We start from the raw sequence: 13,829 nt of genomic DNA, 5'->3' as shown, positions 1-13,829 counted from the left end.
TGTAAGGCTTTAGAGGGAATTTTATTATTGATTCGTTTATAAAATTTGCAGCTCGAATTTGCGCAAGGTCACAAAAATGACATGATGATACTTTTTAGCCATAAAGGGTTAACAAATTGATTCATCTTTATGATGAGCAACTGATTTCCATGCGTTTACCCCATTCAGGTGGAAGCTTGGCAAATTCTTCATGCTCTGCTTGTTCCTCGTAAGGGAATTTGAGTAAATCTGCCAACTGATGAACCAGTGAAAAATCGCCTTTCTCGGCAAGTTCTATGGCCTGTTGGGCCAGATAATTTCTGAGAATGTACTTTGGATTCGCTAAACGCATTTTTCGGCAGCGCTCAGCTTCGGAATCATTTTCTAACATACAACGTAGCAGGTAGCTTTCTACCCATGCTTGCGCTTTAGCACGATCGATAAACAGGTCAACAAGAGGGGCAATGCCGGTTCTATCGATATTCGATAGAGCTCTAAAGAATCGGGTGTAATCCACTTTTTCACTTTCCATGAGGTCAAAGCTTCGATTAAAGAAATCTCCATCCTCACTCTGCTTAGTCGACAACCCAAACTTGTCACGCATTTGGCGACTGTACTCTGTCTGCAAGATTGGCGTAAAGGTTTCCAATCCATGATCTAAGTCTTCTCTATCGACAAGTGGAGACAAAGCGTGAGCTAACGCGGTGAGATTCCACATCGCTATGGACGGTTGATTGTCGAACGCATAACGACCTTGGTAGTCGGAATGATTACAAATATAACCCGGTTCGTAATCATCCATAAATCCAAACGGGCCATAGTCAAATGTCTGACCCAATATCGACATGTTATCGGTGTTCATCACTCCATGAGCAAACCCTTTGGCTTGCCAGTGAGCAATCATTTCTGCGGTTAATCGAACAACTTCAGCGAAGAAGGCAACATAAGGCTTGTCAGCGTCTAAACAATCAGCGAAATGCCACTCAATTACTTTATCCGCAAGTAGGCGAAGCTGCTCATGCTGACCGGTATAAAAGAAATGTTCAAAATGACCAAAGCGAATATGCGTGTTGGCAGCGCGAACCAATAACGCTCCCTGCTCCACTTGTTCTCGATACACGGGCGTATCGCTAACCATCATTGCCAATGCTCTAGTGGTAGGAATACCTAACCCTGCCATGGCTTCGCTGCACAAATACTCTCGAATTGTCGAGCGTAGTACCGCCCGACCATCACCCATACGCGAATAAGGCGTTTGTCCCGCGCCCTTGAGGTGAAGATCGAAAGTCTGCCCTGATTTTCCTGCGACTTCACCCAGCAACAAACCACGACCGTCACCTAGATCAGGGTTATAAATACCAAACTGGTGACCCGCGTATTTCATTGCAAGTGGCTTGATGTGCTCATTCGATACACTGCCCGAGAGTACATCAAGTAAGGCTTGTTCGTCTTCAACCAGCTCTGGAAATCCGAGTTCACCTGCCAGTTCTTGATTCCAAGCAACCCAACGAGGATTATCGAGAGGCATCGGTTCAACTTGGGTGTAAAAGCTATTCGGCAGAGCTAAAAAGCGATGAGAAAAGGACAATGAATCCAGCGAAAACATAGGCGGCTCTATACAAGTCTTAATAACAATTACTTAGAGTATAGCGAGTCGCAGTGGATAGAAAACAAACGAAAAGTGTGGGTATTAACGAAAAGTATGGGTATTAGAAAAAAGAAGTTCTATAACAGGAAGAGAAAAGGATAAACGATTTACGTTGCCTAGAGGAACGCCCATCTACTAAACAAAGTGTCTGCGTTTGGGCTGTCCCCTAAGAAGTCTAAGTTATTAGAGCATAGCCAGAATGGCTACCACTGTACCGAGAGAGAACAGGCAAGTGCGACTAATAACGCCGAGGTTGGAAGGTTGAATCATTTCTTGATGCATAGGCAAACTCTCCTTTTTGTTACACTACCATTACAACTTAGGCCTAAATGGTTATTTTTGCAACGCTGTTCTCAAAAATCTTTGAAATAGAGCCAAAAAATCACCAGAAAACGGTCAAAACAACGATGGTGCAACCAAGAAAAGTTGCAAAGCAGATTGGGATAACAAGGTGCTTGTCTCTATCCAGTGAAATAAAGCCTGGCGGCTGATTGACGACAACGGTCACCAATAGGATATTGTACAATGCGATCAAAACCCCTATAAGAAAAACATCAAAATATACTAAACTCGTTGCCAAATAGACGTAAAAACCAATTAATACATAATCTATAACCACTAACCAGGCTAAGCACTTTCGCATGTTCAGCACTGAGTGAATGAGTTCAGTCATAACGGTTCATCACTTCAAATGACGTAACTGGCTGATTATATTCTGCTTGTTGCAGCGCCTTACGCTGAGATTCTCGTAAAACTATGTCGAGTTCTTTTTCTGCCAATGGCGAAGGTCTGGTCGCTTGATCTAAGGTAAAGGCTTTGTAAACCTTGTTCAGTTGTGCCAAAGTTTCAGCGGTTAAAATGTACAGCTCGATTCGGCGATTAATACCGGATTTGGCATTGTTAAAGTCAATTGGTGCTGTATCACTCATCCCCGTTACTTGAAAAATATGACGCTCTTGAAGGCCGCCCTTATCCAAATAGTAACGAGCACTATTAGCACGATTGCTTGAAAGCTCCCAGTTAGTCATTCGACTTCCTTTATAACGACTTGCATCCGTGTGTCCGGTGATAATCATTTTGTTTTCGATTTTTTCTAGTAATCCGGCAAGGTTCAGCAATAAGTCTTGATAGAAAGGCGTTACCTTCGCCCCTCCTCGGAAAAACATCGGGCCTTTATCAGAGTCTGCGATGACTAGCTTTACGCCTTGAGGTGTTACTAACACACTGACGCTGCCAAGGGCATCAATACCGGATAGCTCTTGCTTGACTCGCTGTGCCAAAACTTCCAGTTCTTGTTGGCTATTAAACTCACCCTTAAGTACAGAAGTGTCATTAATGCGATGCAGTTCAGCGTCATAATGGGAGGTTGCCACATGAGGTAGTGGCAGTGGGTTAATTGAGTTACCGCCACTTTCGTTAGTTCCTAAGTGCATGATGGGATCATTGCCATAGGCAAAGTAATTCAACAATTTCTTCTGGTCATCCACATCAACGACTTGCAGTATCCACAATACAAGGAAAAGACACATTAGTGAGATCATCAAATCTGCCATGGCAACTTTCCATCCGCCGTGTTGCAGCTCGCCGCGCTTACGGCGCCCTTTTTTATTGATGATGATGTTTGGCTGTTCCATCATTCGCTCCTTAGCCTTATGAAGGCTGCTGTCTGAGCACTTCGACTGCTTTTTCTAGCTCAACAAATGACGGTTTATAACGAGTTTCGATGTTTTTGCGTCCAGCATTAGCACACATGTGCGCCGATTGACCTTGAGCGTAAGCAGACAGGATTGATTTCACACACAGTAGTGGCGCTAACTGATTCTCGGAAACATCTTTGATACTGCTAGACATTGGTCCAAGCACACAATAGCAACCAAAAACCCCAGTAAATGTTCCTACCAGAGCGCCAGCGATATTCTGACCAATCTCACTGATCTCACCATCAAGGCCTTGCATCGTCAGAATGATCCCCATTACCGCAGCTAAAATACCAAGCCCCGGCATAGCCTCAGCGGTAGCGTGCAATTTCTCGGAAGGCTTGGTGTATTCATCCTCTAGATGCTCGATCTCTTCTTCTAGAAATGCTTCCAACACATGTTGCGATTGCTTACCAGTAATCACTTGTCGAAATGAATCAATAATGAACTGAGTCGTAAGAGCGTCACTCGTGATCTTTGGATACTTATTGAAAATTTTACTTGAATCAGGATTCTCAACATGGATATCTAACGCTTTGATATTCTGAACTCGCGCAGTATTGATTAGCTCAAACATTAACGATAGTAACTGTTGATAATAGTCCTTGTCATAAGGCGTAGAACGAAAAGCGATGCCAACTTGCTGAGCCATCAGCTTCATCGTTGCAGACGTGGTAGACATTAACAAACTAGCAAATGCCGCCCCAAAGATGATTATGATCTCCGACAGCTTGAAGATAAATTCAAACTTCCCACCAAGAAAAATGAAGCCGCCAAAAATAACGCTAAGCACGATAACAATACCGATTAGTTTTTGCATACTTCACTCTCCTTCATTCTACTTTTGAGAATGTCCAAACCTCGGTGTTTTAATCGATGCACTTTGATTTCGTTGATATCGAGGACCAGCGCCGTCTCTTTGGTGCTTAAACTTTTCACATAAACCAAGTAAAGAATGCGCTGCTCCATCTCAGGGAGCGTATTCAATACTTGTTTCACCTCATTAAAAAGCACTTCTCTGTCCGTCTCCGGAACGGCTGTCACCACCGTTTCCAGCTCAATATCATCAAACACATCCACTAACGTCATCGCTTGTTGATAATCATTACTTTCAATGCCTAAATGATGACAAATCTCATTGGTTGTGGGCTGTCTTCCCAACTGCTGAACTAGTTGTCTTTCAGCGTGCTTGATTCGATTCACCAATTGACGTTTATCTCGCTCCATATAGTCGCGGCGCCTGAGTTCATCGACTAATTCACCTCGAATTCGTACCGCCACCGCCCGTCGAAAATCATCATTAGCAACATGGTCAAACTTCCTAAGCTCGATGACCAAAGTCATCATGGCCGTTTGCCGTAAATCCTCAAACGTTCCTTCATCAACCGCGTAGCGATATTGATAAAGCAGTCCGTTAATCAGCTTGATGTTTTGTTGCAGCACCAATTTTTCTAACTCCTGCAACGTTGCTTGGTCGTTAGTTTGGGTGTGCTGGTATTTGGGCTGCATCAACATAGTAGCGACCTATTGAAATACCGCTTTGGTGACAAGTACATCACCAACTTGTAAGCTCGGTAGCTCATCTAAGTCATCTTTGAGATCATCTTGAATCACATAGATAAACTGTTTGTTGTAGAAATAAGAGGCCTCTTTGACGCTGAATTTTTTGATGATGCGGTTCTTAATTCGGCTTAATTGCTCATACACATATGCACCGTTTTTCTGTGGGGTAAACATAGAAACATCAAGCAAAAGCAAGCTTTGTCGATTGCCCAAGTTAATTGGCACCAGTACATTTTCCAGCTGAATTTCAACCTGCTGCATTTTGGCCGGCTCAGGATTGTTCGGCGAGAGCCAAGCGGTCAAGGACTCCATATTTAGCCTATTACTTTGGTACAACCAGAAACCTGTGATCGAAAGCGCGAGAGTAACGACGAAAGTGACAATAATTTTAGTCATCATTAAGCCCTCGCAATGTAAGCACGATATTCCAAAACATCGCTGTTATCTTGATCAGAAAGATCATTCGCTCTCGGGCTAACCTCTTGCTCTGAATGATCGCTCTGTTCTTGAGATTGAAACTGCTGTGAGTTCGATTGTTCCAAAGAAATATTTACCTCAGATAGCTCACTATTTTGTGCGACAAGCTCCGCTCTCAAACGTTCTGACGTTGCTAAAATTGCCTCTCGCGTGGCTGCGGATGTGGCGCTCATTTGTATTGTGACCCGCTCGCCATCAACTTTTACGTGCATCTCCACTTTGCCAAGCTCAGGCGGATCAAAGCGTATTCGAGCAGCTTGATTCATGGTGTCCAATTGAAGCTGAATTTTATCTCGCAGCACTTGGTAAATTTGTCTTTGACTATCCACGTCAAGCGCTTTACTTACCTCAATAGTCTGTACAACTCGACTTGCTGTCGTTTCATTGGCTAGATACAGCGCTTCGACGGGTTGATGGTTGATTGCCCCAATAGGTAATTGCGCACTAAGCTTTAAGCTTGCTGGCGTCCAAGGATTCATGGAGCTAGCCTTGGGCGCAATGCTAGGCAACGACGACTCCAAGTTGGGCAAAATGGGATTAGTCTGAGGAGTATCCTTTGGTAGCCATCTATCCTTGATGTCCAATATCACGGCACTCAGTACCTGCTGAGAAAAAGAGGTATCGTTTGAAGTCACTAACACTTCATCATTTTCGTACTCGTCAGCTTCAAAAGAAAAACTATAGGGCTGCGATGACGCTGCTAGCACTTCGATAGAAGCAGCGATTGAGCGTGCAACTTCATTTAGTCGAAACGGTACCTGCTCTGCTGGCAGAGGCAAGCTAGCATTTGGCATCTGCGCGGGCTTTTCAAGCATCAACAGACTTACTGGTTCCAAAGGCGTCTCATTGAGTTTATTCTTGGCGCTCTCATTTACGCTGCGAACATCGACCTCAGAAACCACGACGCCTTGTTCAATAGGTAAGGACTGCTGCACCTGATTAAGCACTGAGAATAGTGTCTGAAATGATTGAGCGAGTGGCGTCATTCGGGTTTCCCCAAGCTCAGAAGACAATGAACTGAGAGCAGTAGAGGTCGAATTGCTCTTCACCGTAGCATCCACCGCCGACAGCAAATCAAAAACCAATCCATTGGTCGCCCAACTCTTTGAAGCCATATTCCCTTGCAGTTCCATCACTGTTCTCCTGCTCTCACTTGTGTCTGGGCATACGCTTTATCTCGCTCGCGCAGACTTGAATTGTCACTAAGCTGCTGTTTAAGGATGACTTGTTCATGCTCTACTAATGCTCTGCATTGGTTGTGAACACTTTTCAACCGCACAACCAGAGGCAGATAGCTTGGATGTGATTGCTCTATGGTTAGCAGCACCGGTTTGAGCAAACGATTTAACTTTTCTATCTCAGAAAATTGTTTGTTATTGACCGCCAGTTCTAACTTGAGAACAAGGCGTTCTACCTGTTCAGGACTGGGCTTCATCAAGCCACTCCATTGCACCTTCCCATCCCTCTTTGAGATCCGTCATCACTTCAATAAGCTTGTCAATCAGCTCGGTATTCATCTCCTTAGATGCTTCAAATACAGTCGCAATGCCATGCTCATAGAGTGCATGTATGTTCTGAATCAAAGCTTCACCTGTCGACAAATCGAGAGAAGCATCTAGCCCAACTAAGATATCAATGGATTTTTGAGAAGCTTTGGATTTGAGCTCAAGATCCTTATGCTCTATCGCGTATTTAACGCTTTCTAACTCCTGAATCAGACGCTCATGTAGCATACATATCAACTCAAAGCTCGATGAGACCGATGCGTTAGCAGCGACTTGAACATTGGCATAGTTAGCTTGTTGCTGTTTTCCTAATAGCATGGCGGTTTCTCCTTAAACCGTGAAAAGTCCGGAAACGGAATCTAATTGGCTACTTAGTGAGTTCAATTGAGTAAACTGGGCAAGGTAGCGGTTATAGTAGGTTTCATAACGCATATCTAAAGCGGATAGGGCGTCATTGATACGACTTTTTTCATCGTTCAAGGTATCAATTCGGCGATTGAGCGAGCCGTTTGAGAAGTCGATATAGCTCTCTAACTGCGCTTCAAACGCCTCAAACACACCACCTGTACCTGTAAATAGTGTTTCAAAATCGATGCTAGAAGCCGCACTTTCAAACGTACCCGAGTCCAAACTCAATTTGCCGTCGCGACCAATTTCCAGCCCCAACTCAAAAAGTCGAGTTCCGTCATAGTCAGCTCTAATAACCGTGGATAATTGATTTTTGATATTGCGTATTGTGCTATCGGAAGCGAGCACGCCGCGTGCTTCATCTTCGCTTCCTGATTGAGTCAGGTTGCTAATTTCGTTGACGGCTTTGTTGTAGGCATCTACAAACTCTTGTAGCGATGCTACAGTGGCGGATATATCATCACCTATACTGATGCTAGTCGCGGTATCACCGCTGGTGTTGGCTTTGAGAACCGTGAGGTCTGCACCATCTATTAAGTTTTCGAAAGTATTGCTAGAGCTGGTCAGCTCCGTACCAAATTCATTGCCGAGAGTAATAATGGCATCTTGACCAGCTTGTAACGGCGCCGCACTTGCCGCTGCTACCGTAGTATCCCAACCACTTGCCGCATCAGCAGATAAGGTGAAACTGGCATCAACTCCTTCATTGTCAGAGCCAAACAACACTTTCATCGCCCCTTGCGACTTCACCAACGTTGCTTGAATTGAACCGTCAAACTGGTCATTGAAGTAAGTGACAAATTCACTGTAGGTGACATCACCACTAATGTCTGTATCGGCATCCATAATGTTGATGTTGGTCGTGACGCCGCCTTGAGTCACTGAAAAACTTCCAGCCGCAGCCATTACATCATTCGGATCGGTAGAGCTAGCATCAAATACGACCTGATGATTAGAAGCCATCTGCTTAACGAAGACATCAAGATTGACGTCTTCAGCCCCTGGACTGGTCGTTAATGAAAAGTAGTCTTCACTAGAGGTTGATGTTGAGGTTTGAGTAAGACTAGAGCCCGTTTTAGTAAACTCGTAGATTTTGTCTTCGAGAGATTGTAATGCCGTCTTAACTTTAGTTATGGCTGATGTTTGAGATGTTATCGTCGACAACTTTTGGTTGTAACGTAATTGAAATGGTTGTAAATCCAAGTTGGCGAAATTACTGGCGAGCTGAACCGCATCGACATTCATAACATCATCCTCGCTATAGTTGCAAGGAGGTACAACTCAACCCTCCCCAAGGTTTGTTCAGGTTATCCCAGCAAACTCATCGCAAGCTGTGGAACCATTTTCGAGGCACTCAACATTGAAGCACCTGATTGCATTAGCATTTGTGATTTACTCATCATTCCAGATTCATAAGCAAAATCGGTATCCATTATACGACCTTTCGACGTGTCCAAGTTCTCTGTTATATTGCCAAGGTTGGTTATCGTATGATCGAGACGGTTTATGTTTGCACCAAACTTAGCTCTGGCCTCTCCAATATAACCAATGAGATTACTTATCTCATCGATAGCAGTACCAGCACTGGTTTGGTTTGCTATCGATAGTGCAGAAAGGCTGTTTGACATTATGTCGTTGTATGAGGTAGCTGTGAGCGAGAAACTCGCCCCTGTCTCATCATACCTTGCACCAGCAGCATTTTGCGCTGTAATGCTCGCATTCATACTGGCAGTCGTCGCCGTCAGAACAGCACCTAAATCCGTTACAGCATTTGCATCACCCGCTTCAGCAGCATCTGATAGTTCCTGAAAGTCGGCGTATGAGCCTGCTAAAGCGGTCGTATAGTTGACCCCTGACCCTAGCACGGTCGTTTGATTTCCTGAGGCGATATTGTCAGCTTCCAATGCAAAATCCTGTTCCGCTCTCGAGCGCAATTGCGCATCTACCGCATTAAAACCACTTGCAAACGAACTAACTTGCGATAGCTCTGTTTCAAGATCAACTGTCAATGTATCGGTCGACGTATCACCTATTTGGAACGTCACTCCTCCAGATGCCCCAAAAGACGCACCATCAAGTAACGTATTTCCACCAAAGTTAGTATTGGAGAAAATGTTATCAAGCTCAGCTGCAAGTTGATTGAACTCGGCATCCAGAGCTTGGCGATCTTCGGAGGTGTACGTACCGTTAGCCGCTTGCGTTGCTAAATCACTCATTCGATATGCAATATTAGTCATCTCATCCATCGCACCTTCCGCAGTCTGCATCATAGATATTGCGTCTTGCGAATTACGCATAGCCACACCTAAACCGCGACTTTGCAGGTTTAATCGATTAGCAATCTGTAAGCCTGCGGCATCATCTGCCGCTGAGTTAATTCGAAAGCCTGTAGAGAGTCTTTCCATAGACTTAGTGAGCGCGTTATTAGTCGATTGCAACGTATTTTGCGTCACCAAGCTTGCGTAGTTAGTGTGTACTGATATAGCCATCTGATGATCCCCATCTGTGTTTGCTGTTCAGTTATTGCTAACGACAGTGGAAAAATTCCATTTCATTTTTTTTCGAAAAAATCACTAAACCTTAAAATTGCAAGACTCAAAAATGAGAAGTGCGTGAAAAATATCCTAGTATTTTAATCAACAATAACCACAAAAATGGCTGTTATGGGAAACGTATTTAAGGCAGTGGCATCAAGGTTAACGATTCCAATCGTATTACTCATGATCCTCGCGATGGTGATTCTGCCGTTGCCTCCGATCCTGCTTGATGCGTTTTTTACCTTTAATATCATGCTGGCCATTGTGGTACTGCTGGTTAGTAGCACAGTCACTCGAGTTCTCGACTTTTCTATTTTTCCTTCCCTGCTTCTGGTCGCGACATTGCTTCGTTTAACGCTGAATGTGGCATCAACCCGTATCGTTTTGCTTGAGGGTCATAACGGTGGCGATGCTGCGGGTAAAGTCATCCAATCGTTTGGTGAAGTCGTTATTGGCGGTAGCTACGTTGTGGGTATTGTGGTGTTTGTGATTTTGATGATCATTAACTTTGTGGTGATCACCAAAGGTGGAGAGCGAATCTCAGAAGTATCTGCACGATTTACTCTTGATGCGCTACCAGGAAAACAGATGGCAATCGATGCCGACCTTAACGCAGGAGCCATAGATCAAAACGAAGCCAAAGCTCGACGCTTAGAAGTCGGTGAAGAAGCGGAATTTTACGGCGCCATGGACGGGGCGAGTAAGTTCGTTCGAGGCGATGCTATCGCCGGGCTATTGATCCTTTTCATCAACCTAATTGGTGGGGTCCTGATCGGGATTTTTGAACATGGGCTTTCCGCAGAAGACGCGTTTCAAACCTACGCTTTACTTACCATAGGTGATGGTCTCGTAGCCCAGATCCCATCACTATTACTCGCGACTTCCGCTGCCATTATCGTGACGCGTATTAGTGACAATGATAATGACATGGCACAAACCGTAAAGAGGCAATTACTCGCCTCGCCAAACAACCTTTATATGGCGGCGGGCGTAATGTTCGTCATAGGTAGCGTACCGAATATGCCTCATCTGGCTTTCTATACTTTCACTGTCCTACTAGCATTTGTCGGTTGGCGTCAGTCAAAGTTTCAGGCTACCTCTGAACAGGTTGAATCTGATGTAGACTCTTTACCTCGTACCAATCATGAAAGCACGATTGACTGGAGCATCATTCCCAATGTCGATGTGATAGCGCTCTCTCTGGGATTTAAATTGGTGCCTCTTGCCAGTAACAAGAAAGGAGGCAATCTGATCAAGAGTATTCGCGGCAGCCGAAAAACACTGAGCGAACAAATTGGCTTTGTGATTCCAGAAGTGATTATCACCGATAATCTCGCGCTCAAACCCTCAGAATACGCAATTAGCATTGATGGTGATGAAATAGAACGTGGTGAGGTCTATGCCGATAAGTCCATGGCGGTGGGCAACCGAATTGATCATCCTGACCTAGATGGCATCGTGGGTGTCGACCCTGCTTATCAGCTTCCAGCTCTGTGGATCAATCAAGCAGATAAAACCAAAGCCATTAACCTCGGATTTCAAGTCATTGAGGTGTATGACGTAATTGCGACTCACGTCAGTAAGGTATGCAGTGAACATCTCGATAATATCTTTAATTATGATGATGTTAAGGCAATCAATCATCGACTCGCTATTCACCACCCAGAACTGGCGGAAAACCTCGCCAACGTCATATCACCTAACCTACAAATGCAAGTGATTCGCCAGTTGCTTGCTCAGCAAGTGCCAATCATTAATGTACGAACCATAGCGAACACTATTATCGAAAGTATCGATACCGTTAAAGACCCTATTCTGCTGTCGTCGAATATTCGTGTGGCGTTAAAACGTACCATCGTGAATTTGGTGTCACCCAACAGCAAAACCATTAACGCCTTTATTATCGGTTCTGCACTGGAAAATGAGCTTAAGGCCGCGATTTCTCTTAGCCAACAGAGTGACCCTAACATTCCATTAGATGCCATCCCTGTCGAGCCCTCTGTCTTACAGAAGTTTCAAAATCGTATGCCGACCATAGTACAAACCATGCAAAGCCAAAATCTGCCACCCGTTATCGTTGTTCCGCCCACCACACGACCTATGGTGGCCAAATTAGCTAAGGCTTTTGCCAAAGAGCTTATCGTGCTTAGCTACAATGAAATTCCGAATGAGTATGGGTTAAACGTACTTGGCGATGTTGAGTAGAGTCAAAAAAAACCGAGTTACGTTAATAACTCGGCATCAATTAACTCATTTTTTGGGGGGCGGAGACGTTTATTGAGGAATAACAACTTGCCCTGAAACAATCGGAAAAGTATCCGTCTTTGGCTTACTATCCATTCGGATAGTCGTTGGAGCACCTGAGACTTCATAAGTGACATCGTAGCCGACCACTTTGGTAGACGTAGTGTATTTTGTTGTGCAGCGCCTTTCTGTTGTACTTATGGTGTCATTCTTCTGAGCATTTTCTTGGATTTTTCTTCCTGTCATAGCACCCGCTACGGTACCGACTGCCGTTGCGACGGTTTTTCCTGAACCTCCACCAACTTGATTACCTAATGCAGCACCTGCGGCCGCCCCACCTAGCGTCCCTAAGAGTTTATTCTCGTCTTTAACTTCAGCCTGTCTCGTCACCACTACATCATTACACTCTTGATGCGGCGTTTTTACTGCCTTGGTCACCGCTTCTACGAAAGTTATTTTGGCTTCCGTTGGTGCTTCTTGCTCTTTTTGGCAACCAGACACTACCAACATCGCGATTACGGCCAGCGCCACTGCTTTCTTGTTCATGGAATTCTCCTAATTATTGTTGCTGTGGCTGCATGATAAGGAGAAAAGAACCATGTATTTCAGCGGTGAATGAATTCTATGTCATTGTCTGGTAAAGAGTCAGAGCACTATTAGCGCAGCGTCAAACTGCGATGGTAAACCTGTATTTTTAATGTTCCTAGGGTATGATGCTCGCGTCCTAATCGTTGTTTGATGACCATGTTTTCTCGCTGCTTTACCGTTACACTAGCTCTGTTCCTATCAGTCGTTATGCTGATGGTGAGTTTTGTCGCGATCGGTAACGAGTCAAACGAAGCCTTTTCACATTCTCTCTCAACGCTCGATACCCACACCAACTCAGTTGTCTCTAACAAAACACTATCAAACAAAGTGGAAATGGCTAGTCCACATCAATGCTGTGCCTCATTTTGTTTGCTTAAAGTTCCTTGTGGACAATCATTGGTCGTACTTAACTCGGGCACCACGTCGCTCGCCTTAATGTCAATTGATGACATAGGCAAAGCAGTTGGCAGAGTTCAAATCCTTTTCCGCCCTCCTATCGCATAACTCCGTTTCCCCAGCATTTAACGCGAGATTTCGCACCCTATTTTTTTCGGAGTTATCCCTATGAAGGCATTGTTTACCCTTTTTTCTGCGCTACTACTCAGCGTATCGGTTCATGCGGCTAAATTTGAGCAAGGTACTCACTACAAAGTACTGGATGTTAAAAAGTCAGCCACACCCAAAGTAACCGAGTTCTTTTCATTTTATTGTCCACACTGCTACAAATTCGAATCTGTAGTAGAAAACCTCAAGCCTGCGCTAGCTGATGGCGTTAAATTTGAGAAAGTGCACGTTGCGTTTATGGGCAATGATATGGCAGTACCAATGGCAAAATCGTACGCCACCATGGTTGCCTTAAAGGTAGAAGATAAGATGGTTCCTGCGATGTTTAATCAGATCCACGAAATAGGCAAAAGACCAGTTGACGAGCAAGAGCTCAAACAGATCTTTGTCAGTAATGGTATTGATGGCAAAGCCTTTGACTCGGCGTACAACAGTTTTGTCGTCAACTCAATGCAGAAGAAATTTGATAAGCAGTTTGATGCAAGCACATTAACTGGCGTACCCGGCGTATTGGTTAACAACAAATACATCGTTCAGCCGACGGGTATTAAAAGTTATGAGGAGTACAACGAATTAGTGAATTACCTGCTCACACTGTAGTGGCTTTAGTTCTACTCAG

The 13,829-nt window shown here is 44.4% G+C and carries 15 protein-coding genes and 1 pseudogene; 3 read left to right on the top strand and 13 right to left on the bottom strand.

Annotated elements, in window-relative coordinates; translation table 11 throughout:
• Positions 1 to 127: 127 nt before the first annotated feature.
• The 12 genes and pseudogenes from HW45_RS21980 to HW45_RS30375 form a co-directional block, all read right to left on the bottom strand.
• Complete coding sequence (locus tag HW45_RS21980; RefSeq protein ID WP_038229789.1) at positions 128 to 1,585, bottom strand: protein adenylyltransferase SelO; 1,458 nt, start codon at positions 1,583 to 1,585, stop codon at positions 128 to 130.
• Between the two features lie 424 nt (positions 1,586 to 2,009).
• Positions 2,010 to 2,300 carry a hypothetical protein gene (locus tag HW45_RS21975; RefSeq protein ID WP_038229787.1) on the bottom strand — a complete coding sequence of 97 codons (291 nt, stop codon included), beginning with the start codon at positions 2,298 to 2,300 and terminating at the stop codon, positions 2,010 to 2,012.
• On the bottom strand, positions 2,293 to 3,261 hold the full coding sequence (locus HW45_RS21970) for an OmpA family protein (protein ID WP_038229785.1): 969 nt from the start codon (positions 3,259 to 3,261) through the stop codon (positions 2,293 to 2,295). The genes HW45_RS21975 and HW45_RS21970 overlap by 8 nt, the downstream gene beginning before the upstream one ends.
• Before the next feature lie 16 nt (positions 3,262 to 3,277).
• Positions 3,278 to 4,144: a flagellar motor stator protein MotA gene (motA, locus tag HW45_RS21965; RefSeq protein WP_038229783.1), complete on the bottom strand. Its 867-nt coding sequence runs from the start codon at positions 4,142 to 4,144 to the stop codon at positions 3,278 to 3,280.
• Positions 4,132 to 4,839, bottom strand: a complete 708-nt coding sequence (locus tag HW45_RS21960; RefSeq protein ID WP_038229781.1) for a sigma-70 family RNA polymerase sigma factor — start codon at positions 4,837 to 4,839, stop codon at positions 4,132 to 4,134. Before HW45_RS21960 ends, motA begins: the two co-directional genes overlap by 13 nt.
• A gap of 9 nt (positions 4,840 to 4,848) precedes the next feature.
• Positions 4,849 to 5,286: a flagellar biosynthesis sigma factor gene (locus HW45_RS21955; protein ID WP_231892944.1), complete on the bottom strand. Its 438-nt coding sequence runs from the start codon at positions 5,284 to 5,286 to the stop codon at positions 4,849 to 4,851.
• Positions 5,286 to 6,497 carry a flagellar hook-length control protein FliK gene (locus tag HW45_RS28465; RefSeq protein ID WP_051868287.1) on the bottom strand — a complete coding sequence of 404 codons (1,212 nt, stop codon included), beginning with the start codon at positions 6,495 to 6,497 and terminating at the stop codon, positions 5,286 to 5,288. The genes HW45_RS21955 and HW45_RS28465 overlap by 1 nt, the downstream gene beginning before the upstream one ends.
• The gene (locus tag HW45_RS21945; protein WP_038229780.1) at positions 6,497 to 6,799 is read right to left on the bottom strand and encodes a hypothetical protein; all 303 of its coding nucleotides are present in this window, start codon (positions 6,797 to 6,799) and stop codon (positions 6,497 to 6,499) included. The genes HW45_RS28465 and HW45_RS21945 overlap by 1 nt, the downstream gene beginning before the upstream one ends.
• Positions 6,783 to 7,187: a flagellar export chaperone FliS gene (fliS, locus tag HW45_RS21940; protein ID WP_006074328.1), complete on the bottom strand. Its 405-nt coding sequence runs from the start codon at positions 7,185 to 7,187 to the stop codon at positions 6,783 to 6,785. Before fliS ends, HW45_RS21945 begins: the two co-directional genes overlap by 17 nt.
• Before the next feature lie 12 nt (positions 7,188 to 7,199).
• The gene (fliD, locus tag HW45_RS21935; protein WP_038229779.1) at positions 7,200 to 8,522 is read right to left on the bottom strand and encodes a flagellar filament capping protein FliD; all 1,323 of its coding nucleotides are present in this window, start codon (positions 8,520 to 8,522) and stop codon (positions 7,200 to 7,202) included.
• A 62-nt stretch (positions 8,523 to 8,584) separates the two neighbouring features.
• The gene (locus HW45_RS30380) at positions 8,585 to 8,905 is read right to left on the bottom strand and encodes a flagellin (RefSeq protein ID WP_443083045.1); all 321 of its coding nucleotides are present in this window, start codon (positions 8,903 to 8,905) and stop codon (positions 8,585 to 8,587) included.
• 368 nt (positions 8,906 to 9,273) lie between these two features.
• Positions 9,274 to 9,766, bottom strand: a pseudogene (locus HW45_RS30375) (flagellin N-terminal helical domain-containing protein); the annotation flags it as partial.
• Between the two features lie 165 nt (positions 9,767 to 9,931).
• On the opposite strand from HW45_RS30375, the gene HW45_RS21925 reads away from it, so the two are divergent.
• Positions 9,932 to 12,019: a flagellar biosynthesis protein FlhA gene (locus tag HW45_RS21925; protein ID WP_051868285.1), complete on the top strand. Its 2,088-nt coding sequence runs from the start codon at positions 9,932 to 9,934 to the stop codon at positions 12,017 to 12,019.
• A gap of 69 nt (positions 12,020 to 12,088) precedes the next feature.
• Here the strand turns inward: HW45_RS21925 and HW45_RS21920 are convergent, their stop codons facing one another.
• A complete protein-coding gene (locus HW45_RS21920) occupies positions 12,089 to 12,604 on the bottom strand; it encodes a glycine zipper 2TM domain-containing protein (protein ID WP_038229773.1) in 516 nt (171 codons plus the stop codon).
• Between the two features lie 192 nt (positions 12,605 to 12,796).
• Between HW45_RS21920 and HW45_RS21915 the strand changes: the two genes are divergently transcribed.
• Both HW45_RS21915 and HW45_RS21910 read left to right on the top strand, forming a co-directional pair.
• The gene (locus HW45_RS21915; RefSeq protein ID WP_038229771.1) at positions 12,797 to 13,150 is read left to right on the top strand and encodes a hypothetical protein; all 354 of its coding nucleotides are present in this window, start codon (positions 12,797 to 12,799) and stop codon (positions 13,148 to 13,150) included.
• A 60-nt stretch (positions 13,151 to 13,210) separates the two neighbouring features.
• Complete coding sequence (locus HW45_RS21910) at positions 13,211 to 13,810, top strand: thiol:disulfide interchange protein DsbA/DsbL (protein ID WP_038229769.1); 600 nt, start codon at positions 13,211 to 13,213, stop codon at positions 13,808 to 13,810.
• Positions 13,811 to 13,829: the final 19 nt, after the last annotated feature.

This window comes from Vibrio sp. ER1A (assembly GCF_000733315.1).
Taxonomy (GTDB): Bacteria; Pseudomonadota; Gammaproteobacteria; order Enterobacterales; family Vibrionaceae; genus Vibrio; species Vibrio mediterranei.
This window is presented reverse-complemented; position numbering and strand designations above follow the sequence as displayed.